This is a genomic window from Membranihabitans marinus, assembly GCF_021729155.1.
Taxonomy (GTDB): domain Bacteria; phylum Bacteroidota; class Bacteroidia; order Chitinophagales; family Saprospiraceae; genus Membranihabitans; species Membranihabitans marinus.
Window position 1 is genome coordinate 1 of the sequence record NZ_JAJQYA010000010.1, and the last position, 26266, is coordinate 26266.

General features: G+C 37.0%; 14 protein-coding genes. 11 read left to right on the forward strand and 3 right to left on the reverse strand.

Annotation, left to right across the window (positions count from 1 at the left end; genetic code table 11):
- The coding region (locus LVD51_RS08265; protein WP_236970745.1) for a T9SS type A sorting domain-containing protein at positions 1 to 215 on the forward strand (215 nt) is incomplete at its 5' end.
- A 207-nt stretch (positions 216 to 422) separates the two neighbouring features.
- The gene (locus LVD51_RS08270) at positions 423 to 5816 is read left to right on the forward strand and encodes a dockerin type I domain-containing protein (protein WP_236970746.1); all 5394 of its coding nucleotides are present in this window, start codon (positions 423 to 425) and stop codon (positions 5814 to 5816) included.
- Between the two features lie 223 nt (positions 5817 to 6039).
- Here LVD51_RS08270 and LVD51_RS08275 read toward each other — a convergent pair whose 3' ends face one another.
- Positions 6040 to 6921 (reverse strand): AraC family transcriptional regulator, encoded by an 882-nt coding sequence (locus LVD51_RS08275; protein ID WP_236970747.1) that lies wholly within the window; start codon positions 6919 to 6921, stop codon positions 6040 to 6042.
- A 130-nt stretch (positions 6922 to 7051) separates the two neighbouring features.
- Here LVD51_RS08275 and LVD51_RS08280 point away from each other — a divergent pair, with 130 nt between their 5' ends.
- From LVD51_RS08280 to LVD51_RS08290, 3 genes are read left to right on the forward strand one after another with little or no spacing between them, the layout of a single operon-like run.
- Complete coding sequence (locus LVD51_RS08280; protein WP_236970748.1) at positions 7052 to 10114, forward strand: PVC-type heme-binding CxxCH protein; 3063 nt, start codon at positions 7052 to 7054, stop codon at positions 10112 to 10114.
- A gap of 25 nt (positions 10115 to 10139) precedes the next feature.
- Positions 10140 to 11003: a sugar phosphate isomerase/epimerase family protein gene (locus LVD51_RS08285; RefSeq protein WP_236970749.1), complete on the forward strand. Its 864-nt coding sequence runs from the start codon at positions 10140 to 10142 to the stop codon at positions 11001 to 11003.
- A 10-nt stretch (positions 11004 to 11013) separates the two neighbouring features.
- The gene (locus LVD51_RS08290; RefSeq protein WP_236970750.1) at positions 11014 to 12147 is read left to right on the forward strand and encodes a Gfo/Idh/MocA family protein; all 1134 of its coding nucleotides are present in this window, start codon (positions 11014 to 11016) and stop codon (positions 12145 to 12147) included.
- 26 nt (positions 12148 to 12173) lie between these two features.
- On the opposite strand, the gene LVD51_RS08295 is transcribed toward LVD51_RS08290, so the two are convergent.
- The gene (locus LVD51_RS08295) at positions 12174 to 12860 is read right to left on the reverse strand and encodes a FadR/GntR family transcriptional regulator (protein WP_236970751.1); all 687 of its coding nucleotides are present in this window, start codon (positions 12858 to 12860) and stop codon (positions 12174 to 12176) included.
- A gap of 759 nt (positions 12861 to 13619) precedes the next feature.
- Between LVD51_RS08295 and uxuA the strand changes: the two genes are divergently transcribed.
- On the forward strand, positions 13620 to 14783 hold the full coding sequence (gene uxuA / locus LVD51_RS08300; protein ID WP_236970752.1) for a mannonate dehydratase: 1164 nt from the start codon (positions 13620 to 13622) through the stop codon (positions 14781 to 14783).
- Between the two features lie 306 nt (positions 14784 to 15089).
- Here the strand turns inward: uxuA and LVD51_RS08305 are convergent, their stop codons facing one another.
- A complete protein-coding gene (locus LVD51_RS08305) occupies positions 15090 to 15791 on the reverse strand; it encodes a FadR/GntR family transcriptional regulator (protein ID WP_236970753.1) in 702 nt (233 codons plus the stop codon).
- 422 nt (positions 15792 to 16213) lie between these two features.
- Between LVD51_RS08305 and LVD51_RS08310 the strand changes: the two genes are divergently transcribed.
- The 5 genes from LVD51_RS08310 to LVD51_RS08330 all read left to right on the forward strand — a co-directional run bounded on the left by LVD51_RS08310 (position 16214) and on the right by LVD51_RS08330 (position 26178).
- Positions 16214 to 19399, forward strand: a complete 3186-nt coding sequence (locus LVD51_RS08310) for a SusC/RagA family TonB-linked outer membrane protein (RefSeq protein ID WP_236970754.1) — start codon at positions 16214 to 16216, stop codon at positions 19397 to 19399.
- A gap of 12 nt (positions 19400 to 19411) precedes the next feature.
- A complete protein-coding gene (locus LVD51_RS08315) occupies positions 19412 to 21301 on the forward strand; it encodes a RagB/SusD family nutrient uptake outer membrane protein (protein ID WP_236970755.1) in 1890 nt (629 codons plus the stop codon).
- A 20-nt stretch (positions 21302 to 21321) separates the two neighbouring features.
- Complete coding sequence (locus tag LVD51_RS08320) at positions 21322 to 22497, forward strand: DUF5000 domain-containing lipoprotein (RefSeq protein WP_236970756.1); 1176 nt, start codon at positions 21322 to 21324, stop codon at positions 22495 to 22497.
- A 53-nt stretch (positions 22498 to 22550) separates the two neighbouring features.
- Positions 22551 to 23225, forward strand: coding sequence for a DUF4998 domain-containing protein (locus LVD51_RS08325; protein WP_236970757.1), 675 nt, complete (start codon positions 22551 to 22553; stop codon positions 23223 to 23225).
- A 196-nt stretch (positions 23226 to 23421) separates the two neighbouring features.
- Positions 23422 to 26178: an FG-GAP repeat domain-containing protein gene (locus LVD51_RS08330; RefSeq protein WP_236970758.1), complete on the forward strand. Its 2757-nt coding sequence runs from the start codon at positions 23422 to 23424 to the stop codon at positions 26176 to 26178.
- Positions 26179 to 26266: the final 88 nt, after the last annotated feature.

A 26266-nucleotide genomic window follows, 5' to 3' on the forward strand; every position in this document is an offset into this window, starting at 1 on the left:
CAGCTATCGGATTCAACTTGCCTGAGGCATCAGATGCGACATTGAGCGTATACGATGTAACTGGAAAAGTATTGAAAATAGTAGAAGGTGCATACGGAAAAGGCTACAACGAAGTAAAATTAAACAGTTCAGATCTTAACGCAACAGGAGTATTGTACTATCAATTAGATACAAAAACTTATACAGCGACTAAGAAAATGATCGTGATTGAGTAAGCATATTTAGGTTAAAATAATTTGCTCTGGATCCTCCCTTATTGTTAGGGAGGATCTTTTTTTTTATGGTTATACTACTTTTAAATGTCATTATATTTAATAATCTTAATATATGATGTTGATATACAATTGATTGTGTGATATTTTATTTGTTTCTTAACATTAATATATTATCTTTGGTAAGAGCGACCAAAAGAACAGTATATCATGAAAAACCAATTTCTCCATGGTTTATTTAATAATCTACCTGGAGTAAATAAGTTACTTCCTGCTTCGCTAGTGGGATTTTCTGCTGTATTGGGAATTGTACCAAGTCCTAACAGTTATTCTGACGTGCCTGTATCTGTGTCCGTGGTAAATCGTATAGACACAGTTGTTATTTCAAATAATTTTCTGTTAAGTCGGGAAATTCCTATGCCGTATATTTCTTTGGGGAGTATAGTAAATGAAGATTATACTTTAACTGGGATTCCACTTTATATGCCTTCGGTTTCCATGAGTGCTCATTCTCACCAATTTGCTACTAGGAAATTTTTAAATCTTCCTTGGTTGACATCAAGCCACTATTCTATTTTGGGATTATTTTCCAATAATTCTAAAAAGTCGAAATCTAAGAATATTTTTCTTGAATACGATGGATCAAATCTTATATCCTATAGCTTAAATAGTTACATGAATCAGAATGGTAGTTATTCTTCCACAATAACTACGAATTTTACTTATGTGAATTTACTGAAAGATAGAGGCCCACCCATTATATTTTTTAAAAATGAATTAGATCCAAAGCATAGTCAAAATGGGATACTTAGTGACAGTATTGATTGTGATGAGAAAGCTTATCCATTAAATTGTGATCTGGATATATATCCTATATTGGATTCAAATAATAAAATAAAACTAACTGTTCGAGATATTTCCCCTAACGCCAGTGATTGTGCTAATCACCATAATGTAAAAGTCAAGAATAAATGGGGTAGTGTGATCTGGGAAAGAGACCATATTACTGGCAAAGATTCTATTTTAAATAATATATCATTATGTTCATACGTAGGCCAAAGTCTTACTGTTGAAATCGACAATGGTATACCAGGCTGTGTAAGTAATTTAAATTTTACAACCTTTCCCAAAGTATCACTTCATTCGGCATTCCACAATAATGCCGCCTTTCCAAACATTCCTACTTATCAGGTTTCTAGAAGGAAGCTTACTACATACGTAGGTCTAGTACCTAGTCCGGATTCCCATAGACCGACGGTATCTGTGCCATGTAATCCCGGTGGGGGATTGGGGTATTACGGTTTAGAATCTCATCCCGATTGGACTGTAGGGCGACCCTGTGATGACAATACTGATACAGCTGAGGTTATTTATAGAAGATGGGAGGTATTTAACAATAGCGGTCTGTCTACAACCTTACTCGATACAATAGTGGTTTTGCGCTGGCCTATGTTCGGTCCTCAGAACTTTATCGGACTATATAAAGATTCCGTATCTAGTGGTATAGATACTATAAGTCAACAGAATGTTTCATTAAAGAGGTATTTTGCCCACAAACAAATCTTGGGAGTTAAAGGGGATGATTTTCCCATTACCGATGATGATATATTGAATTATAAATTGTCTCCCAGTATTATTGAAACAGCGTATAAGAACGCAGCGAACAATAGATTAATCAAACAATATCTCGACTGTATCATCATCAAAAAAGGAAGTAATCCGGCTAGAGAATACACCATAAGAGATATATTGGATGGAAGTTATCATAGAGAAGTTTCTCCTTTTTTTCCTGAAGATATAAAATCTCAATTATTAGTAGATGGCCCTTTGGGTGAATATATGCCTATATTATTTTTAAAGGAAGGGGATGAATTGTTAGCTGCTGATGGAAGGTTTGAAAAGGTAACTCGTCAATGGTTTAAAAGTGGCATTGATCCTTTTTGGTTTTCCGGGGGGTGGCCTTTGGTGTATGGAAGTGGTGATTTGGTCAAATATCAAGAAGGAATTGATGATTCTTTTTTAGACTGTCAGGTGAGATTGTTTTTTCCTGATTTGACAAATTTGGAAGCTAATACTTGTATTGCTATCTGTTTAGACCAATTTTTACTTAATGATTTAAATGGTATAACTATAACACAGGAAACCATTAATCAAAGGGATTCCTGTCCTATTTTCCGCAAGGTATTGACAACTATATATCAAGATTGTTGGGCCAAGGGAGATCTTATCGGAAACTTTCGAATATGTCAGTGGCGAGAGTTTGACACTGCTCAATATAGATTGGGTAATTTGACTATTCAACCGATTTCTGAAATCAACCAAGATTCTGCTCAGCAAGTTTATTCTTTGGCTAAAAAATGGATATTGAATGATACTGTAGGGCCTACTTTTAATTTTTTGTATCCCATGGATAATGGAGTAAGTGAAATAGAATGTGAATCTATCTGTACTACAGGTCCATGGGATCATGAAGAGAAGTGGATATTCAGTAAATCCGGCAATAATTCGATTATTAATCAATCAACTTATGAGAGTTTAAGTAGTTTTGAACAATTACTGTACAGTAAGTATCCTTCTGATATCGGCCATCATGTTTTATCAGGCAGACAATACCCAAGTGCTAAAGAATGGGAATTATGTAATGCTAGCTTATATGCCGCAGATACGGATCGTTGCGGAACTGCCTTATTTCTACCCTCCATCCAAGCTTCTGATTTGGGCTCTGGTATAGCTAATGTTACAGCGACTATTCTGGATACAACTATTTTTCTCACCGAGGTGAAAGATGATGAAATCTATACATATATTCATACTGGTCGTCCACTAGAGATTACTATAGAATCAGTGGATCAAATTTTAGAAGTAGTTTACAGGGCTACAGATAGTTGCCAAAATACAAGTGAATGGAGTAAGTATTTAACATTTGAGGATGTAATACCTCCTTTGGTAGTAATTGATTCTTCGGTGACTATAGATCTCAATCTTCCTGAATCCTGGGTATCTGTAAACTCTTTGGATGGTGGTAGCAGAGATAATTGTCAATTGGAAAATTTGTTGGTGAGAAGGTCGGATTGGTGGGTGGATAGTAGTAGGTTTGATTTTGTATTGGCCGATACTGTAACCCTTACATTTGAAAATATTTTAGAACACTTAGGATTTAGAGACATTGATCGCGCCGTAAAGGGAGAAAATCAATGTGGAGATTATAATTTTAATTTATTAGCCATCAATTCATTCTTTAAATCAAAAAATGCTCCATCTCCATATTTCTTGGATTTAATTGGTTTTTGGACGTCTAATGATTCATTTTCAACCAAGGTATTTCACGGTTGGCTTTTTCATATTTTAGAACAAATATTGATGGAAAATCCATCCTTGTTTTTATCTCATAATAGATTTGATATATTAAATAGATATGAAACATTTATCGATGCGCTAATGGGACATCCAGGCTATGGTAAAGAAATTCGAACTATAGGAGGAGGATGGAGTACTGCTATACCATTTACCTGTGATGATGTATGTGAAAATATAACCATAGAATTATTGGCCAGCGATGGGAGTGGAAATTGGTCAAAAGATTGGGAAAATATTAGCGTAACATCGTTAATTACTCCTGAAGTCGTTCGTGAATTGCCGAGTGTAGAGCTTTCATGCGCTAGTTTTAATGAAAATTACAAAAACTTATTTACCGCGGCCGCTCAATATGGCGAAGCAGGTTCCTCAATGGATAGTTTAAAAATATTTGAACAAATCGATGAAGTTTTTGGAAGCTATCGCCTTATTTATGTCGATACGGTCGCGGAGTGGATTGATAAAAATACTGTTTCTGGATATTTACAGCATCATCCGATTGATGTGAATTGTTCTAATGTAGTCAATGGACAACTGGATTGGGAGGATAAGGTATTGACTGTAGAAGATGGAGTGATCAATAATTGTTGCTTAGCTTTTCGTTTGGATCAAAATCTTGAGATAAATATTGATGATTGTGGAATGGGGGAAATTGTTAGGAATTTTACTTTGAATTCTTATTGTGATGTACAGCAGCCAGCGTTAGAGTTCACACAGGTGATTCATATCATTGAGCAATGTCCTATATCTTCAGAAATGTTTTATATTCCGAATTTAATTAATGATAGTTTGAATCCCTTCTGCGTGTCGTCCTTAGAAACAGCTGCCAAGGAATTGTCTATTCAAATCACAGGTAGCCCCTCTTTACTACCTAGTTTTGAAAACAAAATTTGTACTTCGATTGCATTAGGGGTTATGGATGAGACCATCGAAAAAATAGAAAATACAGACAATTATAATTTGTATAGGAAGTGGATATTAAAGGATTGGTGTAGTAAAGAAGAGATTGGCTTTGATCAAGAAATTGTTTTTAGGATAGGTGAAGAATGCTCTACTTTGCCGACCATAGAAAATTTGATTTTTGGCAATATAATTACTGAAAAAGGGAAAAGTATTGCCGATGTAAAAGTGGAAGCCAGTACTTCTAAAGGAATAACCATGGAAACCAGTACTGATGATCAAGGATACTATTCATTTTTTGCCCCTGATTCTCAAGCCGTAACCCTTGTGCCGAGTAAAAATATTAACCATGGAAATGGAATAACTACCATCGATGTAATTACCATTCAGCGGTATTTATTGGGGAAATTGGAATTTAATTCTAGATATGAAAAGATTGCAGCTGATGTTGATAATGATGGGTCTATTACAGGTTTAGATGTTTTGGCTACGCGTCGAATGGTTTTGAATCCATTTGGGCGATTTGCCAACAACAGCAGTTGGCGGTTTTTCGTCAATGATAATACCATGAGAGAATCCATGCTGTATCATGTAGCATCCAAAGAAGAAAAAATAGATTTTATTGGTGTAAAGATTGGAGATGTTAACCACAGCAATAATCCTTCTAGAAGTAAATACCGACATAGTCTGGAACTAAGGCTAGATGATCGAAAATTGCAAGCAGGAGAATTGTATACTGTGGGAGTACGATGTCAAAATTTTTCTAATATTACCGGTTTTCAATTTTCATTAGAATCGCCAGACGGAGCAGTAAAAATAAAAACTATTGAATCAGGAGTACTTCATATGACGGAGGAAAATTATCTAATGATAGGTTCAGATGTGGTTAATATCTCATGGAGTGAGGCTGAAGGTAAGGACATTGCTAAAGATGAGGCCTTATTTTTCATCACTATTGAAGCCCAGGAGGAGGTGACCTTAGGTGAGGGTTTGGTATTGAGTCAAGATCATTTATTTGGAGAAGCTTATTCTGCTGATCTAGAAGTAAATTCAATCGATTGGCAAATGAATCGTATTGATTCCAATCCTATGGTTCTGTATCAGAACCGACCCAATCCCTTTCATCATTATACGGTGATTGGATTTTATTTGCCATATGATTCACCAACTTGTCTCCGAGTTTTTGATATAACCGGTCGACTACTATGGTCACAACAACAACCTTACAAAGCTGGATATCACGAGGTCAATCTTGATGCAAGTTTATTGAATCAATCGGGAATGATGATGTATCAATTGTCGACAGACAATGTTGCTATAACGAATCGAATGGTGGTTTTTGATCGATAAAGAAATGGGATGATTCTTATATTTTTAGGTAGTTTCGTATTATACGAATTACATTTTATAATGACGGAAAAGATTTCGAGAGTATTTGAAGTTTGACGAGGCTAAAAACACAGGCATAGCAGTAGCTACGGCGAGTATTTTAAACGAAGTAAAACTTCTAATAAATCGAAAGATTACCGTTAATTATAAATGTAATTCGTATTAGTTACTTTTTTGATGCTCTTTATCCTAGACCTCCAAAACTGTGAAAAGTTTCTCGAAAACAAGAGGGACTCATATTTGTCAATTTTTTAAACTGATAATTGAAATTGGATAGTGTTTGAAAACCAGATAGATAGGCTATTTGGTTGACATTTTGGTCGGTTTCTATTAATAGTTTTCTAGCGTAACCAATGCGAATTTCGAGAAGAAAATTGGAAAAGGTTTTGTTGGCGTGTTTTGTGAAATATCGGCTAAAAGAAGTCGGTGTCATATTGGCTATTTGAGCTACTGCTTCAAGACTTATTTGACTTCTAAAATTTTTAAATACAAAGGCTTGTACCTTGTTCATGCGATCGGTGTCTTCCAATCGCAAATTATTGGTGTAATGTGGACTAGAGAGCAATGTATAGTCCTTGGTTTTGCTTAATTCATTTAAAATGTCGAGTAATATTAGATATCCGTTAAAATTGGGAGACTGACTGAGTTGAATCATTTTTCTTAAGACTTGTTGGGATATTTTCTTTGGAAAATGAAGGCCTCTATGGGATAGGGTCAATAGCTGTTTAATACTATACAATTCAGTTTTCTGAAGTAGATAATCTCCCAGAATTTCGCGATTAAAATATACGACAATGCCATCGGTATTGTCAGGGTTTTTTTCTTCAAAATATTCGGGATCGCTCCGCCAAAGATGAGGTAGATTGGGGCCTGTAAAGACCAAGTCCCCAGGGAAAAAAGAATCTACATGGTCGCCTATAAATCTCGTTCCCGAACCCTTGAGAACAATAAATAGCTGGTATTCTCGGTGAAAGTGCCAGTTGGGGTCAAAAAAACTCGCTATTAACCGATTGCTCACAAAAGTTCTAGATTGAGGGATGGGTGATTTTTCGACAATCGTCTTCATGGTAATCTTTTATTGTCCAATAAATGTAGTAAAATTTGTTTTATGGATATAATATAGGTAGGTATGGTTATTATATAGGGTTGGGTATTGTTTTATATAGTCGATATTTGATGTAATTAAAATAAATAATATGGCAGTAAGTCAATATATAAAGGTTGTTTTCTTGATGTCTATTTTTTGTATTGTCGGTTGCGTTAGTCGTCAAGAGTCAGTAGAGGAAGGGCCACGTCGAATTGAAGTTCTATTTCTGGGACATGAATCCCCTCATCACAATTCTAATGAATATGCGCCTATGTTGGCTCAAGCTTTATCTAAAGAGGGCATAAATGTAAGTTATACGACAGATCGGAGGGACTTGAATATTGATAATTTAAACCGTTACGATGCTTTAATTATATATGCCAATCACGAAACTGATAATACCGAACAAGTGGCAGCATTATCAGAATATGTGCAATCTGGCCATGGATTTATACCTATTCACTGTGCTAGTTTTTGCTTTAATACTTCCCATGAGTATATCAATATGGTCGGAGGACAATTCGAAAGACACGATACCGGAGTAGTGGCTGCAGAAATTGTACTGCCCAATCATCCCGCCATGAATGGTGTTAAGTCCTTTGCATCTTGGGATGAGACTTATGTTCATCAAAAGCTGGCCGATGATATTACCGTTCTCATGGAGCGGGTAGAAGGCCATTATCGCGAGCCGTGGACTTGGGTCAAAGAATACGGTCAGGGTAAGGTGTTTTATACGGCATATGGTCACAACGAAAAAACATGGAGCCATCCGGAATTTCAAAATTTAATAAAATCCGGAATTCTGTGGGCAGTATCACCAGAGGTCAAGGAATTGTATGAAGCTTTTATGGCCGATATGCCAGAACTGCAATACAGGGAAGTGTCAGGAATTCCCAACTATGAAAAGCGGCAACCCCCTCCCTTGTTTCAAGAACCCCTATCTCCTGACGAGTCAAAAAGATTGACTCAAGTTCCTCCAGGCTTTGAATTGCAATTGTTTGTTTCAGAACCCGATATTATAAATCCCATAACCATGGATTGGGATGAAAAAGGGAGATTATGGGTAATAGAAACTGTCGATTATCCCAATACGGTTCGCAATGATAAAGGGCAAGGTGATGATCGTATAAAAATATGTGAAGATACCGATGGCGATGGACGAGCCGATAAGTTTACTGTGTTTGCTGAGGGCTTAAATATTCCAACTAGCTTGGTATTTGCCAATGGAGGGATCATAGTCGCTCAAGCACCAGACTTTTTATTTTTAAAAGATACCGATGGCGATGACATAGCTGATATTCGACAAGTGCTTTTCAGTGGCTGGGGTACATTCGATACCCATGCAGGACCATCCAACTTAACCTATGGATTGGATAATCAGATTTGGGGGACGGTGGGATATTCTGGTTTTGATGGGGTGATTGCTGGTGATTCGATGAAGTTTCGACAGGGATTGTATCGTTTCCCGACGGATCTATCTAGTTTTGAATATGTGACATCTACTAGCAACAATACTTGGGGGCTGGGTTTTACTGAGAATAATGAAGTTTTTGCTTCCACGGCAAACAACAACCATAGTGTATATATGGGCATCCCCAATAAATACTATAACAATAGTCCAGAATTGCCAATCCAGGGTAGTAAAAAAATTGATGGTCATTATGCCATGCATAGTGTGACCAATAAAGTGAGACAGGTAGATGTATTTGGAGGATTTACTGCGGCAGCTGGACATTCATTTTACAACGCTCGAACCTATCCCGAAGAATATTGGGATAGAATGGCTTTGGTTTGTGAACCCACTGGTAATTTGGTTCACATCGCGAAAATAAAACCAGATGGAGGAGGCTTTAAGGAAGTGGATGGCTGGAATTTATTGGCTAGTACGGACGAGTGGTTTTCACCTGTCGAAGCCAAAGTTGGGCCAGATGGAAATGTTTGGATAGCGGATTGGTATAATTTTATTATTCAACACAATCCAACACCTTCTCCTGAAAGGGGTGGATTTCAGGCAGAGAATGGTGAAGGAAATGCCTACATACAGCCGTTGAGAGACAAAAGTCATGGTAGGATATGGCGATTGGTTCAAAAAAAGGGAGAGAATGGTCAAAAATACAGCTTAGATAAGGCCAATGAGGAATTTTTGGTCGATGCCTTAGGGCACGACAATATGTTCTGGCGTAAAACGGCTCAACGCATTATTGTAGAAAGTCAAAATATGGATTTTAAACCTCTTTTATTTGACATCGTTCACAGCGGACTAGAGAATGTATCGATTAACCATTTCCAACTATTACACAGTTTATGGGCATTGGATGGACTGATTGCATTTGATGGAATATCATTGGAAAATTTAGAGAAAATTCATTCTTTGTTACAACATTCATCTTCGGCGATTCGGAAGGCCGTTATCGATATTCTATCTGCTACCGTAGAGGGACAGGCTATCCTTATGAAGGAGAGAATATGGGAGGAAGCCGATTCCAATGTTTTGTTGTCGGCTCTTTTGGCATTATCTATTTGTAGTGAAAATCAAGATGTAGGTATGGGGCTATATGCATTGACTGTGGAGGGCAACATTACGGAAGATTATTGGTTGTCGCAGGCCTTGTACATTGCTGCTGCCAAACACAGTCGAGGATTTATAAAAAGTTATATCGATGAATATGGTCAATATATTCCACCGACTATAAATACAGATGAATTGTCTTGGTTGGAAGGATTTATGCAAAACCAATGGCGGGAAGAATATGTGAATTTAAATAGTCAGGAGACTACTACATCTTCAAATCAACTCGTGATTCAATTGGGTGTTATTCAGAATGAAATGAAATACGACAAAAAAGAATTTGTGGTAAAGGCGGGGCAAAGTGTTCGCATAGAATTTGAAAATAGAGATTTTATGCAACACAATCTTGTCATTGGTCGTCCTGGTAGCTTGGAAGAAATAGGCAGAGCTGCCGATAAAATGGCTATGGATACCGATGCGGCCGAGCGAAATTACGTGCCCGATCTGCCCTCGATATTGCATGCTACTGCCCTCGTGAACCCTGAAGATCAAGTGGTTTTGGAATTTACGGCACCAGCGGAAGAAGGGTTTTATCCTTTTATTTGTACTTTCCCTGGTCATTGGCAGATTATGAATGGAATCATGAAGGTGGTTAAACAATAGGTAAAAAGGAAAATTAAAGAATAAGATGAAAGGGCAAAATGTCAAATTGGGGATTAGTACATGGATATGGACTTCACCCTTTAATACAGATACCATAAAACTATTTCCCAAAATTAAGGCTATGGGCTATGATTCGGTAGAGATTCCAGTGGAATATCCCGAGTTAATAGATGGACAGGAGGTCAGCAAGGCACTTGAAGATTGCGGTCTTACTGCTGTAGTTTGTGGGGCTTTTGGGCCTGAAAGAGATTTTACTCATGAAGATGTGGCCGTCCATCAAAATTGTATGGACTATATTTTAGCTTGTTTTGATCTATGCGAAATGTGGGATTGTGGATTTTTGGCAGGTCCAATGTATTCTGCTGTAGGCAAGGTGAGGATGTTGACGCCAGAACAGCGGAAAGAAGATTGGAAGCTGGCTGTTGAAAATTTACAAAAAGTGTGTGAGGTGGCCGGGCCAAGAAATCTTTCTTTGGCAATTGAGCCATTGAATCGCTTTGAATCCGATATGGTCAATACGGCAGACGATGTAATGCGTTTGATTCACGATATAGGTCACACTAGTGCTAAAGTGATGTTGGATTCTTTTCATATGAATTTGGAGGAGAATGATATAGGGCTAGCATTAAAGAAGGTCGGAGATGATTTACTTCATTTTCAGGTGTCAGATAGTCATCGGGGGGTGCCGGGAACTGGTCTAAGTCCTTGGGATGAGATTAAAAAAGGATTGCAGGTTATTCAATATGATGATGTTGTATCGATTGAGAGCTTTACCCCAGAGGTCAAGGAATTGGCTGGGGCAGTCTGTATATGGCGTACGTTTGCTTCCAGTCAAGATGAATTTGCCCGTCTGGGAATATCATTTTTAAAACAATTACTACATACTTAAATTAAGAAAAATGAGTCAAAAGAAATTAAATATAGCTATTGTGGGATTGGGATTTGGTGCTGAATTTATACCTATTTATCAGGATTATCCTGGTGTACACTTATATGCCATTTGCCAACGAACGCCATCCACTCTTAATGAAATAGGGGATCGATACAATATTGAGCAACGCTATACTTCTTACGAAGAGTTGTTGGCCGATCCTCAAGTGGATGCGGTACACATTAATACTCCGATTCCCAATCACGGTCAGCAAAGTATACAAGCTCTGAGGGCGGGGAAACATGTAGCTTGCACTGTGCCTATGGCTACCACCATAGCTGAATGTGAAGAAATTGTCCATTTGGTAGCCGAAACTGGACTGACCTATATGATGATGGAGACCGTGGTATATGCCAGGGAATTTCTCTATATGAAGCAAGAGTATGAGAGTGGTAAATTGGGTAAACTACAGTTTCTTAAAGCCAGTCATCAGCAGGATATGGATGGATGGCCTAATTATTGGCCTGGATTGCCGCCGATGTATTATGCGACACATTGTGTGGGGCCAGTTTTGGGTTTAGGTCAACATCAGGCGGAGTATGTATCTTGTTTTGGTTCGGGAACAATAAGAGAAGAACTTCATCACCATTACCAATCGCCCTTTGCAGTAGAAACCACTCATATCAAATTTAAGGACAGTGATTTATCTGCTCATATTTACCGGTCGTTGTTCGATGTTGCTCGACAGTATCGGGAGAGTTTTGAGGTGTACGGAGATAAGCGATCTGTGGAATGGCCATTGATAGAACACAATCCTTTGGTATTGCACACGGCGAAGCGACCAGAACCAGAAATCCCAGAAGAGGTAGTTTGTCCTGATTTTGCCCATTATTTGCCTAGTGAAATACAAAAATATACTAGAGCTGGAGTGTACGATGACGATGACCATCAACATTTGTCCTTTGTTCAAGGGGGAGGGCATGGAGGATCTCATCCTCATTTAGTTCATGAATTTGTAAAAGCATTACAGGGTTTGGGGCCAGGTTATCCCAATGCCGTTGCTTCAGCCAATATTACTTGTGTGGGATTATTGGCTCATGAATCTGCTTTGGAAGGGGGAGTTATTAAGTTTTTACCAGGATTTACTTTGTCAGATACATAGGCAGAATAAATTATTCTAATCCTTTATTAATCTGTTATTTTAAAATATGGTGCCAGGTGTTTTTTCATGGCTAAACGAAAATCTTCAACCGTGCCAGATTTCAATATATTCACTAAATCTTTGTGATATATGTGGTTAGATTGATGTACCTTATTGTTTTTTTTATATAAACTGAATACGTGATTAAATAATGGTATAAGTAAAACTTGAAAACGGGTAAAAGTTTCATTCCCCGTCATGTCATAGAGTTTGGTGTGAAATTCAATTTCTTCCTCGATGGTAGGTTCATGTATACTCGATTGATTTTTTATAATGACTTCCAATTCTTCGATGTCTTTATCGGTCTTTCTCAAAAATAGAAATTCAGCCATGCCTATTTCTAATATAAGTCTCATTTCAAAGATATCTTTAAGGGTGTCCTTTCCCAAAATAAAGGGATTTAATACTCTTTCGAGACCACCGAGGATGTCGGGGCGAGCCATAATCATTCCTCTTCTCGTCCTAGATTCTATTATGCCGAGCATACGAAGTCTACTCAAAGCCTCGCGGACTACATTTCGGCTGACATTTAGTTTTTCTGCGATTTCATTTTCTCCGGGTAAGGAATCGCCGGGTTTAAAAGCATTTTCTAAAAAATAGGCGCGAAGATTGTTTTCTACTCGATCTGTCAACGAGATATTATCCAGTGGTGTAAGACTTTGTTTGCTATTCATAATCGATTATATATTCAAAATTACTACAAAGATAGATATAGTATGAATCAATAATATTTATAACTAAAAAAAGCTCAAAATATAGTTGATCAATTTCATACTTGACTACTTAACGTATGTATTAGAAGTAGGTGTTTAGTTTTCTTAAAAGATGAATATTAAGTATAGGTAAAAGTAAAAGTATTATTCGTAATAATAATTCAAGATTAATTGTAATTTTGTACTACAAATCAATATTGATGATTAAAGAATTTTATTAACCCATTTGGAATTAGTAGGTATTATATAGGTTAGTGATTTGCATTGATGTATTTTATGGACTATAATATGAATTGATGTTATCTAATCTAGGACTATGAATTTAAAATTTCATAGTCGATGAATATATGTGATTTCTTTTGTTAGTTGAATGATGCAATTATTGTTCATGTGTGATTCAATATATAAAATCAAAGGGTTTGATTAATTTCTGTCTTTAGACTTTGTTGAAAATGTATAGTGTTCAAAGGATTTAAATTTTTCTGTACATTTTGGTATTAAACTTAAAAGAGATGAATTATTTTTCTTGACTATGAGGGTAAATATTTTCTATTATTTACACTGTAGCAGAAAATGTTAAATTTTTTGGAGCAGGAAATTGGATTATATGTAATAAAATAAAGGTATTAGAATTCAAGAAAGTCTCAATAACCTTTGAATTGAAAATTGATTTACTTTTTGAAGAAATTTAATATTTATTGACTTAAACATTCACAGAATATGGCGAAGAGAAAATATATTTTTAAACACACCATGAAATGGCATGGGCCCAGTGATCAAGTAAGCCTAATAAATTTAGTTCAGAGTGGTGCAGAAGGCGTGGTTACCACATTAGAGAACATTGCAATAGGAGAGGTGTGGACGGAGGAAAAGATTAGTGAGCGAAAAGCTCAAATTAATAGCGTAGGTTTAGATTGGACGGTTGCAGAGAGTCTACCTGTTCATGAAGATATAAAGTTAGGGGCATCTACTCGAGATCAATATATTGAGAAATATAAACTGTCGTTGAGAAATTTAAGTGAAGCTGGAGTTAAAGTAATTGCCTACAATTTTATGCCTTTATTTGATTGGATGCGAACAGATTGGTACTACACATTAGAAGATGGAAGTCTTTCAACGCATTATGATCATTTGTACATAGTGGCATTTGATTTATTTGTATTGGAAAGGAAGAATGTAAGTTATCCAGAAGAAATAATCATTAAGGCCGAGGAATTGTTTAAGAAATTGTTGGAGCAAGAGCTCGAAAGCTTAACCCAAGCGGTATTGCGAAGTTTTAGTTATGCAGGATTGGGAGATACAATAGAAGACCTTAAAATAAACTTGGCCAAGTACGACGATATGGATCAGGAGACTTTGCGATCCAATTGGGCTTATTTTATAGAGAGTATTTTACCTGTGGTTGAAGAATGTGGCATACAATTAGCCATACATCCAGATGATCCCCCTTACAACTTATTTGGTATTCCGAGAATCACGAGTACAAGTGAGGATATTCAATGGTTGATGAATAGAGTGAAGTCAAAAAACAACGGCCTATGTTTTTGTACTGGAGCCTTGGGGGCTCAGCCGGACAACAAATTGACCGACATAGTAAAAGAATGGAAGGATCGAATTCACTATTTACATTTGCGAAGTGTAAAAGTATTGGATAAAGGAGTTTTCTATGAGACTAGCCATTTGGAAGGCGATGTGAATTTGTATTCTATTATTAAAGAGTTTGCCGATTCTCCGGTTGCATTACCTATTCGACCTGATCACGGTCATGCGATATTAGACGATCTTGGGAAGGAAGGTATTAATCCTGGTTATACTTGTATCGGAAGGATGCAAGGATTAACAGCCGTTAAAGGAATAGAATACGCTTTGATCCAAGGAAAATAATTATGCAAGCAATTACCTGCTTTAAAATAAGTAGGTAATTGTTTTTTATAAGCCTGCTTAGAGTCTGGTTTCTATCATCAATACATAAATGATATAGAAGTGGTTGTAGAGGGTAGAAGTATGTAAAATATTGAAATAGTAGCAGCAGTTTTCTGCTCCCTATGATCCATAATTTTGCGATCCTTTAAAGGTGTAAATTGACGACCTATATGGTATTTAAAAATTATAAGATCGAAGTGTATAAGTAGCAGCTAAATAAATCGAAATACAACCGTTGCCTATGATTTTACTAATTATAAGGATGATTTAATTTGAATTTTGTTCAGTCATTTGAAAATACGGCGCTAAGTGTTTTTTCATAGCGAGTCGGAAGTCTTCTACGGTTCCCGATTTCAAAGCTTTTACGATACCATCATGGTGTATGTGGTCAGGAGCTGAAGGTAGTTTATTTTCTTTTTTATAAATATTAAAAACATGATTGAATACCGGTAATAAAAGAATTTGAAAACGGGTAAAAGTTTCATTGCCCGTCATATCATAGAGTTTGGTGTGAAATTCAATTTCCTCCTCTATGGTAGGCTCAGGGATGCTCGATTGTTTTTTTACAATGGCCTCCAATTCTTCGATGTCTTTATCGGTCTTTCTAGAAAATAGAAATTCTGCCATACCCATTTCCAAGATCAATCGCATCTCAAATACATCGTTGAGGGTGTCATTGCCCAAAATAAAGGGATTTAATACTCTTTCGAGGCCTCCGAGAATATCGGGGCGAGCCATAATCATTCCTCTTCTGGTCCTAGATTCTATTATGCCGAGCATGCGCAGTCTACTCAAGGCCTCGCGGACTACATTTCGGCTTACATTTAGTTTTTCTGCGATTTCAATTTCTCCAGGTAAGGAGTCACCGGGTTTAAAAGCATTTTCTAAAAAATAGGCGCGAAGATTGTTTTCCACTCGATCTGTCATCGAGATATTATCTAGTGGAGTAAGACTTTGTTTGCTATTCATAATCAATTATATAACCTTAATAACTACAAAGATAGGTATACTTAGATAAAAAATTTTGATTGATCAAAAATTAGGCAAGAACAAAAATTTATGAACCTTATGTATTGCCATTTATCATTAGGGGGGAATGCCGTAAAAACCCTCTTTGCAGTTGTCTTGCAAATGTACATAAAAATAAAAATTTATTATTATTTTTATAAATCAAAAGTATTTGTATATTTGACCAACAAATACAATATTTCTGGACGATGTTTGTAGGCTCTGTAACATTAAATTTACAGATGTGCCTTTTGGGGTAGGTATTTTTGATGGTATGATATTTTCAAAATGACTCCACCGAATTCAATTTCCTATATAGATATAATGGTTGAGTGGTTATGATTCGATTTGCAATAATTAATAGATTAATTAAAAGAATAAGTATGAAAATTAGTATGTTCTCCATTCGGTTTTCAATAGGAGTACTGTTTGTAATGATTACAATGACTGTTTATGGACATTCGTATGGAAATACTAGCAGTTATATCAAAAACCATTCGGTTGTCAGTTTGGATACCCTTCCTTATATGGTGAAAGGGGTGGTAACTGACGTTGATGGAGAGACGCTGCCAGGAGTAAATATAACCATAGTAGGGGATACCAGAGGGGTAACTACGGACTTTGAAGGTCTGTATGAAATCAAAGTAAAGAAATCTGATATTTTATTATTTACCTACATTGGTATGCAGGAGCAAGAGATTCCGGTCGAAGGCAAACCTGTCATTGATGTGGTATTGACGGAAAAAGCTTCAGAATTGGAGGGATTGACGGTCGTAGCCTTTGGTACGCAAAAGAAAGAAAGTGTCATAGCATCAGTGAGTTCAATTAATCCCAAAGACTTAAAGGTTCCATCGAGTAACTTGACCACGGCACTAGCGGGTAGAATGGCGGGATTGATTGCTTATCAGCGGACTGGAGAGCCTGGTCAAGACAATGCAGAGTTCTTTATTAGAGGGGTGACGAGTTTTGGTTATACTGCTAGTCCATTGATATTGTTGGATGGATTGGAAATAAGTTCATCTGATTTGTCTCGTTTACAACCTGATGATATCGCTAGTTTTACCATTATGAAAGATGCTTCGGCGGCTGCATTGTATGGAGCGCGTGGTGCCAATGGGGTTATTTTGATTACCACCAAGGAAGGGGTTGAAGGAAAAGCAAGAGTTTCCGTACGATTTGAACAATCGATATCTTCTCCCACTCAAAAAATAGAATTGGCAGATCCAATTACTTATATGAATCTCCACAACGAATCTATACTAACTCGTGATCCCTTGGGGGTATTGAATTATAGTAGAGAAAAAATCGATAAAACTCAAGCAGGTGCCAATAACTTAGTATACCCAGCTACCGACTGGCAAAATCTGATGTTTAAAGATATGACTACGAATAATCGTCTCAATTTCAATGTGAGTGGAGGGGGTAAAGTTGCCCGTTATTATATCGCAGGTACGTATAACCAAGATAATGGTCTGCTGAAGGTGCCGGAAGAAAATAACTTTAATAGCAACATTAATTTAAAGAAATATTTATTGCGATCGAATGTTAACATTAATGTGACGAAAAGCACCGAAGTGGTTGTCCGATTACATGGTACATTCGATGATTATAAAGGACCTATTGATGGTGGAGAAGCCTTGTATCAAAAAGTGATGAGAACCAATCCAGTATTGTTTGCACCTTACTATCCCAAAGATGAAGAGAATGCGTTTAAACAACACATTCTGTTTGGAAATTATGAGACAGGTAATTATCTAAACCCATATGCAGATATGATGCGAGGGTATAAGGATTATACTAAATCGTTGATGTTGGCACAATTCGAATTGAAACAAGATTTGGATTTTATTGCCAAAGGTTTGCGAGTTAGAGGGTTGTTTAGTACGACTCGATATTCCTATTTTGATGTCAATCGATTTTATCAACCTTTTTATTATAATATTGCAGCTTATGATAAGAGAGCCGATACATATTCTTTATATGGCTTGAATCCGGAGGGGGGACAAGAGCATTTAAGTTATTCTGAGGGAAGAAAGGATGTAACCAGCAGTACTTATACAGAGACAGCCATCAACTATGACAAAACCATAGGTGATAACCATGAGTTTGGAGGTATGTTGGTATTCTATTTGAGGAATGAACTCGAAGGTAATGCAGGTTCCCTTCAAAAATCGTTGGCATATCGAAATATGGGATTGTCGGGTAGAGCTACCTATGGTCTAAAAGGTCGTTACTTTCTTGAAGCTAACTTTGGTTACAATGGGTCTGAAAGATTTTCGAAGGAAAATAGATTTGGTTTCTTCCCATCGGTTGGTTTAGGTTGGTCTGTTTCTAAGGAGGCATTTTGGGGACCGAGGATGAAAGAAGTGATGCCGATCTTGCGTTTGAAAGCCACTCACGGTTTGGTAGGAAATGATGCCATTGGAGGGCCAGATGATCGATTCTTCCATTTGTCACAAGTGAATATTGGTGATTCTAATAAGGGCTATACTTTTGGTTCTGATTTTCAATATACCAAAAATGGGGTAACCATCGATAGATACGAAAACCCTGCAATAACTTGGGAGACAGCAGAAAAAACCAATATCGGGATAGAAATGAATCTATTCAATATGATCGATGTAAATGTAGATCTATTCTCAGAACATCGAACCAATATTTTGATGAGTAGAGCATTTATTCCAACTACATTGGGTCTACAGTCAACTCCTAGAGCCAATGTGGGAGAAGCGACAGGACAAGGATTGGATGTGTCCGTTGATATACAAAAGAATTACAATTCTGGATTTTGGTACGTAGGTCGATTTAATTTAACCTATGCAACTAGTGAATTCAAAGTGTTTGAAGAACCCAATTATTTGGACGCGCCTTGGAAATCGAGAATTGGTCACTCATTGGGACAACGATGGGGATATGTAGCAGAGCGGTTATTTGTAGATGAATTGGAGGTTGAAAACTCACCTTTTCAATCGGGTGAAGTTATGGCTGGTGATATTAAATATAGAGACATTAATGACGATGGGGTAATCAATGAATTGGACCAAGTACCTATTGGACATCCCACTACTCCAGAGATTGTGTACGGATTTGGATTGTCTACGGGTTATAAAAACTTTGATTTATCCTTCTTTTTCCAAGGTTTGGCTCGAGAATCATTTTGGATAGATAGTTATAATACAGCGCCATTTATCGATACCGATGGGGCTTCAACATTATCGAATAATGCACTCCTTCAAGTCTATGCAGATAGCTACTGGTCAGAGTCCAATAGAGATTTAACGGCTATATGGCCTCGATTATCCAATACTGTAAATAGCAATAATAATGCAGTGAGTACTTGGTTTATGCGAAATGGAGCCTTTTTGAGATTGAAAACAGTTGAATTTGGATACTCACTTTCACCTGAAACAGTCGAAAAAATTGGATTGTCTAACGTGCGCTGGTATTTAAGTGGTGTTAACTTGTTGACAATTAGTGATTTCGATTTGTGGGATCCTGAAATGGCTGGTAACGGTCTTGGTTACCCGATTCAACGAACTTTTAATTTGGGAATTCTAGTATCATTCTAAAAAATGACAAAAATGAAAATTAAACTTCAACTTATACTTTTAGTAATACTCGGAATGCAGAGTTGTCAATCTTTTCTCGACATCGTTCCCGATAATATTGCCACTTTGGATTTTGCTTTTAGAGATAGAATTAGGGCGGAGCAATATTTATTCACTTGTTATTCTTATTTACCTCAAAATTTGACAGCTGGTGATCCTGGGTTATTAGCTGGTGATGCAATTTATTCTAATCCCACCCGGAGTGGCAACTTTCCCAATGTAGGATTTGATCTTATGTATCGGGGTAATAATGTCAACAGTCCATATTTGAATTATTGGGATGGAAGCAGTGGAGCGAAAAATTTATGGCAGGGCATTCGCGATTGTAATATATTCTTAGAAAATATTCATTCTGTAAATGAAATGGATAGTTTTGAAAAGAATAGATGGGCAGCAGAAAGTAAGTTTCTAAAAGCTTATTACCATTTTTACTTAATGAGAATGTATGGGCCGATCCCTATTGTTCGCGAAAATTTGCCAATCTCAGCTACTCCTGAAGAGGTAGCAGTATATCGAGAGCCAATTGATGATTTGGTGGCTTACATGGTTGAGTTGATCGACGAAGCCGTTGAGGATTTACCTTTGATTATCGACAATCAGGTTTCCGAATTAGGTAGAATTACAAAACCCATTGCATTGGCGATGAAAGCTAAGATCTTGGTTACGGCAGCTAGTCCAATGTTTAATGGAAATCAAAATTATCAGAATCTAGTAGATTCCCGAAATGTTCCATTGTTTAATCAAACTTATAGTGATGCCAAATGGGAATTAGCCCTAGCTGCCTGCGAAGAGGCCATTACGGTGAGCCATCAGGCTGGACATACGATGTATAAAAAGGAAAATATATCATTGAATGTTTCAGATTCTACCAAGCATGTGTTGATGACTAGTCAGATCGTGGCAGACAAGTGGAACAATGAAATATTATGGGCTTCTGCTCGATATAATACTTCTAATATTGAAAAATTTACCCTTCCACCTTTAACATCGGACCACAGATTATTTTCTGGAGGAGGTACTTGGGCGCCAACTCTTAAAATGGTAGAAATGTATTATACTAGCCATGGTGTACCGATCAATGAGGATGTGGAATATGATTATGAGAATAGATATAGTTTGACCACCGTCAGTGATAGCGCTCGTTATTATTTGCAACCAGGTGCTCGAACAGCAATATTACATACCGAACGCGAACCTAGATTTTATGGATCCATTGGTGTAGATGGGGGATGGGTTTTTGGACTTGGACGCAACGACGAAAATGCACAGTGGCCAATTAATTCTAAATTGGGCGAATTGTCGGGAAGACAAGGAATAGAGCGATATAGTCCAACTTCTTTTTATTTGAAGAAGTTGTATAGCTATCGATCGACCTTTAGTGGAGAATCATACATTAATTTTAGATGGTCTATTCCTATTATTAGATTGGCAGATCTTTATTTATTATATGCTGAAGCGTTGAATGAAACATTGGATGCGCCCAATGAGGATGTATACAAGTATGTGGATTTAATTAGGGAGCGAGCTGGCTTGGAAAGTGTGGCAGATTCTTGGACAAAATATTCTGTATTTCCACAAAAATATCAGACCAAAGAGGGAATGAGAGACATTATTCACAGTGAAAGAAACATCGAATTGTCGTTTGAAGGACAACGATTCTGGGATATAAGAAGATGGAACAAAGCCGTTGATGAATTTTCCGAAGCTCCCCAAGGTTGGAATATCAATGGAGAAACTCCAGAAGAATTTTATCAAGTACGAACATTGGAAATCGCACCATATTCTTTGAAAGACGTTCTGTGGCCTATTGCACAGTCAAATATTTCAGTTAATAACAATCTAATTCAAAATCCAGGATGGTAAATTATAATAAATTTTTAAAGATGAAATATATCATATATCTTTTGATGTTTAGTTTTTGTTGCTTTTTGTCTTGCGAAACAGAGGAAAGAGGACAATATGCCGTAGATAGTATTCCTCCTGGTAAAGTATCCAATGCCACGGTGGAAAATATCGAGGGCGGAGCTATCATAAACTACACTATACCCAATGACGATGATTTACTCTATGTCAAAGCAGTTTATGAGCGTACCAGTGGAGAAATTGTAGAACAAAAATCTTCGTCTTATTCCAACAGTATTCAAATCGAAGGAATAGGAAAGTCTAGAGAAGTAAAAGTACAACTTATCGCAGGAGATCGAAGTCAGAATGAATCTGAACCCGTAGAAGTAATCGCTCAACCCTTAGATGCCGCTATATATAGTATTCTAGATTCGATGAAGATGGATAGTGATTTTGGAGGAATGAGGATTAGTTGGAAAAACCCAACCGAGGCAGAAATTGTAATCACCGTTTCAACCTTGGATGAACTTGGGGAATGGACAGATGTTGAGAGTTTTTATACCAAAGTACCCTCTAGTCAAGGAAGTGTACGTGGTTTTGAAAATGAGGAGAGACAATTTGGGATATCGATACGTGATAGATGGGGAAATGTAACTGATACTTTGGTTACCACACTAACTCCCTTATTTGAGGAGAGAATTGAACCTGAAAATGCTTTTAGAAGATGGAATCCACCTGGGATCGATTATTCCCACTATGCGGATGCGTATTCTATTGAAAAATTATTCGACGATAACCCCAAGACTTTTTACTTGGTTCTTGCACCTGGATTACCTTATTCATTTACTTTTGATATGGGGCAGACTGTAAAATTCAGTAGATTAAAACAAATTCAGCGAAATGTCAATGCCGGCTTTTTTTATTCCGCTCAAAATGTTGAAGCTTTTGAAATTTGGGGAGCTGAAAGTGCAGAAGGTTTGACCGACGATTTCAATTCAGGTTGGATTAAAATGGGTGAGTTTAATGTAGAAAAACCATCTGGTTTGCCTCTGGGGCAAAATACCGATGAGGATGTGGCAGTCGCTATTGGAGGCCATGAATTTAATGTCAATCCCGATGCACCAAAGGTTCGGTATATTAGATATGTGATTGCCAAAAACTGGTCGAGTAGTAATATTAATGCTATTGCAGAATTGCAATTTTGGGGAAGTAAGTAATATATTAAATGTGAGAGTTAATAAGCTTTCAACAGTATAGTTAAAAAAGTATTATGAAATATACATATATAATTTTATTAGCATTCTTGTATGTTTTTTCGTCTTGCGATGATATGAACTCCCTCCATGACATCTATTTAGAGGATGGAGAAAGAATTTATCTAGGGAAAGTGGATTCTGCTTATGTATTTCCGGGAAAGAACCGGGTGAAATTACGTTATTGGCCGAGTGATCCACGTGCAACCAAAATGGTTGTATATTGGGCCGGTAGAAGTGATTCACTATTGGTAGATATTAATCCAGAGGAGGTCGGCGAATCTTCTGATGTGATCATTGAAAATTTGGAAGAATACGATCATTTCTTTGAAATTATTACCATGAACAATCAATTGAAAAATAAATCCATTCCCTATACTTTGTCGGGCAAGGTTTTTGGAGATGTATTTGCTCAAACCCTTTCTCAACGAACCATTCGCGAAGTGGTTTTAGATACGACTTCAGGTATTTGGAGTATTGATTGGTTAGGTAAGGTAGAAAGAGGTATTGGAACGGATATATTGTATACCGATAAGACAGGCATGGAGATAAAGCAATTTGCTTCTATGGATGAGTCTATAACGGTGCTTCAGGATAGTATAAGTGAGTTGAAATATCGAACCTTGTTTTTGCCTGCGGCAGATGCATTGGATACTTTTTATACTGAATATGTAGCCTATCCTATACCCTAATTTTTGGGAAATCCTACAAGGGTTTAAAAATTTTATTAATCTGGTAAGTAAGGACTTAGGGGCGAATTTTACCTATGTAGTTAATCAATCGTTGACTTAGATTGGTAGTCATTTTGTTCAATATTTTATAATAAAAATAATGCCATTAATGCAAAAATCGTGGTTTAATAAATGTTGTATTGTTATAAGTTTGATCATGTTGAATGTATTTTCAGTAAAAGCCCAAGAATGGCTTGATGCTGGATTTGAAAGTATTTCGAAAGGGAGTTTCAGTAATTCAGGGCAGAATCTATATGTAAACTCTGAAGGGGAAATAAAGTCCATTCGCAGATATGATGTCAATGATGATGGTTTTATTGATTTAATGTTCAATAGTACTCACGATCAAGAGAATTATGAAGATGCCACATTATGGTCATTAGATGATCATGGAAATGTAGATATCACAGGACTGCCAGTGGAAGGAAGTCTTTCGGCTAGAAGTGCAGATTTAAACAAGGATGGATATCCCGATATTGTTTTCTGTCCCAATAAAAGTGGGATTCAACATCCCCGTCGTTTTTTGAAAATATATTGGGGTACTGCCAATGGATGGTCTTCCAACCTTTGCTTGGGTATGCTTCCGGTAAACGATGTATCTAGTGTGGAAATCGCTGATCTAAATGGTGACTCGTGGCCAGACTTACTAACTTTGAATTCAAATGCTTGGTTGCCCAATCAACCTTCTGGAAAAATACTGAGAGTGTATTGGGGAAGTGCTCATAGTTTTCAACTGAACTCTTATACCGATATCGGACTTGAGGGAGCTAGTGAGATTATATGCGAAGATTTTACCGGTGATGGGAAAGTAGATATCCTATATGCCAATCAGAATGGAGGACTGGATTGGATTAGTGGTCAGGAAGTCCAAAAAAATATAGTGCAACAACCGAAAATATTAGACCAACCTAATAATCAAAAGATAAAGTCAACTAATAATATTTATTCATCGCTTAATTCCTTGAAGCAAGGAAAAGAGATGAAACTGTACGCTTTGTCAGATTCAGATGAAGTGGTAGAAGTTTCTTACTCTGTTGATCAAGAATGGAAAACACAGAATGTAGTAGAGAATATGGTTGGCACGGATTTATCCGTGGATGATTTAGACGGTGATGGTCATGTGGACTTTGTCCTTAGTAATTTTGAAATTAAAAAAGCTGCAGGTGGAGAGGTGGTAGGTGGTAGTTCAGAAATGAATAATGATATTACTATTATCTGGGGTGGTAAGAAGGGAGGACGGTCAGATTCTCCAACCATTATCACATTAGCCAATGCCATAAGTTCTAGCGTTGGAGATCTCAATGGTGATGGAAAATTAGATATTGCAGTAGCGGTATATCAAGGAGAAAAAAGATATGATGCTTCATCTAAAATATATTTTGGAAAGGGCAATAGAAAATTTGTTGATTCTGGCTATGACATTCCTACCAGAGGAGCTAATACGGTCTGTATCATTGAAGATAGTGAGTGGAATACTGCTGTATTTAGCAATAGTATGGGAGGGAATCTTTATGAAACAGTACCACTCTACCTATATTTGGGAACAAGTACTGGTTTTTCTGAAAACAACTTATATAAAATTCCTTTTACCAGTGGATATGAAAGTACAGCTGCTGATGTAAATGAGGATGGCTATGTCGATATATTGGCTATCAACTCTATGCATGGAGGTGGTTTTAATGATAAATTCGGAGGGATTAACATCTTTACAGGAAGTAAAAACGGTTTTGATTTTTCAGGGGATAGGCAAGTATTGCGAGAATTGAATGCCGCTACTAGTAATGTGGCTGACTTAAATAAAGATGGCTACTTAGATATTATTGTTGGATTGTTTGATCAAAAGAAGGGAGTAGCAACAGAATTGGTGATTCACTATGGAAGTGCCCAAGGTTATACATTGAAAAATCGTCAATCGATTATCTCTCCGGGTAGATCATCAAGTCCGATGGTCGCTGATTTTGACAAAGATGGTTGGTTGGATATAGTAGTAAGTTCGTATTCTAAGAGTACAGTCAGAATATTTAAAGGTTCGGAAAATGGTTTTAGCGAATCAGCTCAGGAAACTTTCCCAATGTATTCTGTTATAGATTTGGAAGTAGCGGATTTAAATGCCGATGGTTATTTAGATATAATTGCTTGTCATTACAAGGATCATATCAATGGACATCACGATTTGGGGATGACTATTATGTGGGGGAGTCAGAACGGATTTCAAAATTGGAATTCACAATGGTTGCCCAGTTATACACCTTTAGGGCCAGTGGTTGCCGATTTTGATGGAGATGGTTATTTGGATTTATTCGCTCCTGCATATCACGGCGATATTTCAAGAGAGAGCCTACCTATGTACTTGTATTGGGGTAGCAAGGATGGATTTTCAGTAGATAATAAAACCATACTTGTGGGAGATTCTGGGACGGATGCTATGGCGGCTGATTTTGATAAGGATGGACGGTTAGATTTGGCGGTAGCACATCACACAATACATGGTTCACATGCCAAAGCTAAGTCGAAAGTATATTACAACGACGGGAATCGATTCCAATCCGATCAAATGAGAACTACAGAATTATCTACTCCAGGCGTACATTGGATGTGGAATAAGGATATGGGGAATATATATGATCGATCATGGACGGAATTCTATACTTCACAGATATTTAATTGGAATACTTCCAAGTCCTTTATGGATATAAATTGGGAGGCAATGCTGCCTTCTGGGGCAAGATTAGAACTATATTTCAGATCTTCTTCAAATGAAGAGCAGCTCAAAAAATCAGAATGGAATCCGGTTTCAAATCATTCAATTCCCATTTCAACCAAAGATCGTTGTTTTCAATATAAGGTGTTCTTTATATCGCCGAATGGTGATGCCTATCCTATGTTAAAATCTGTTCAATTAGCTTTAAAGTAAGGTTTTATTTTATGTGTATGTATAGGAGAATTTTATACTAATTGGGGATATTCAGAATTTAACGTATAAAGTAGAGGTTGCATTCACT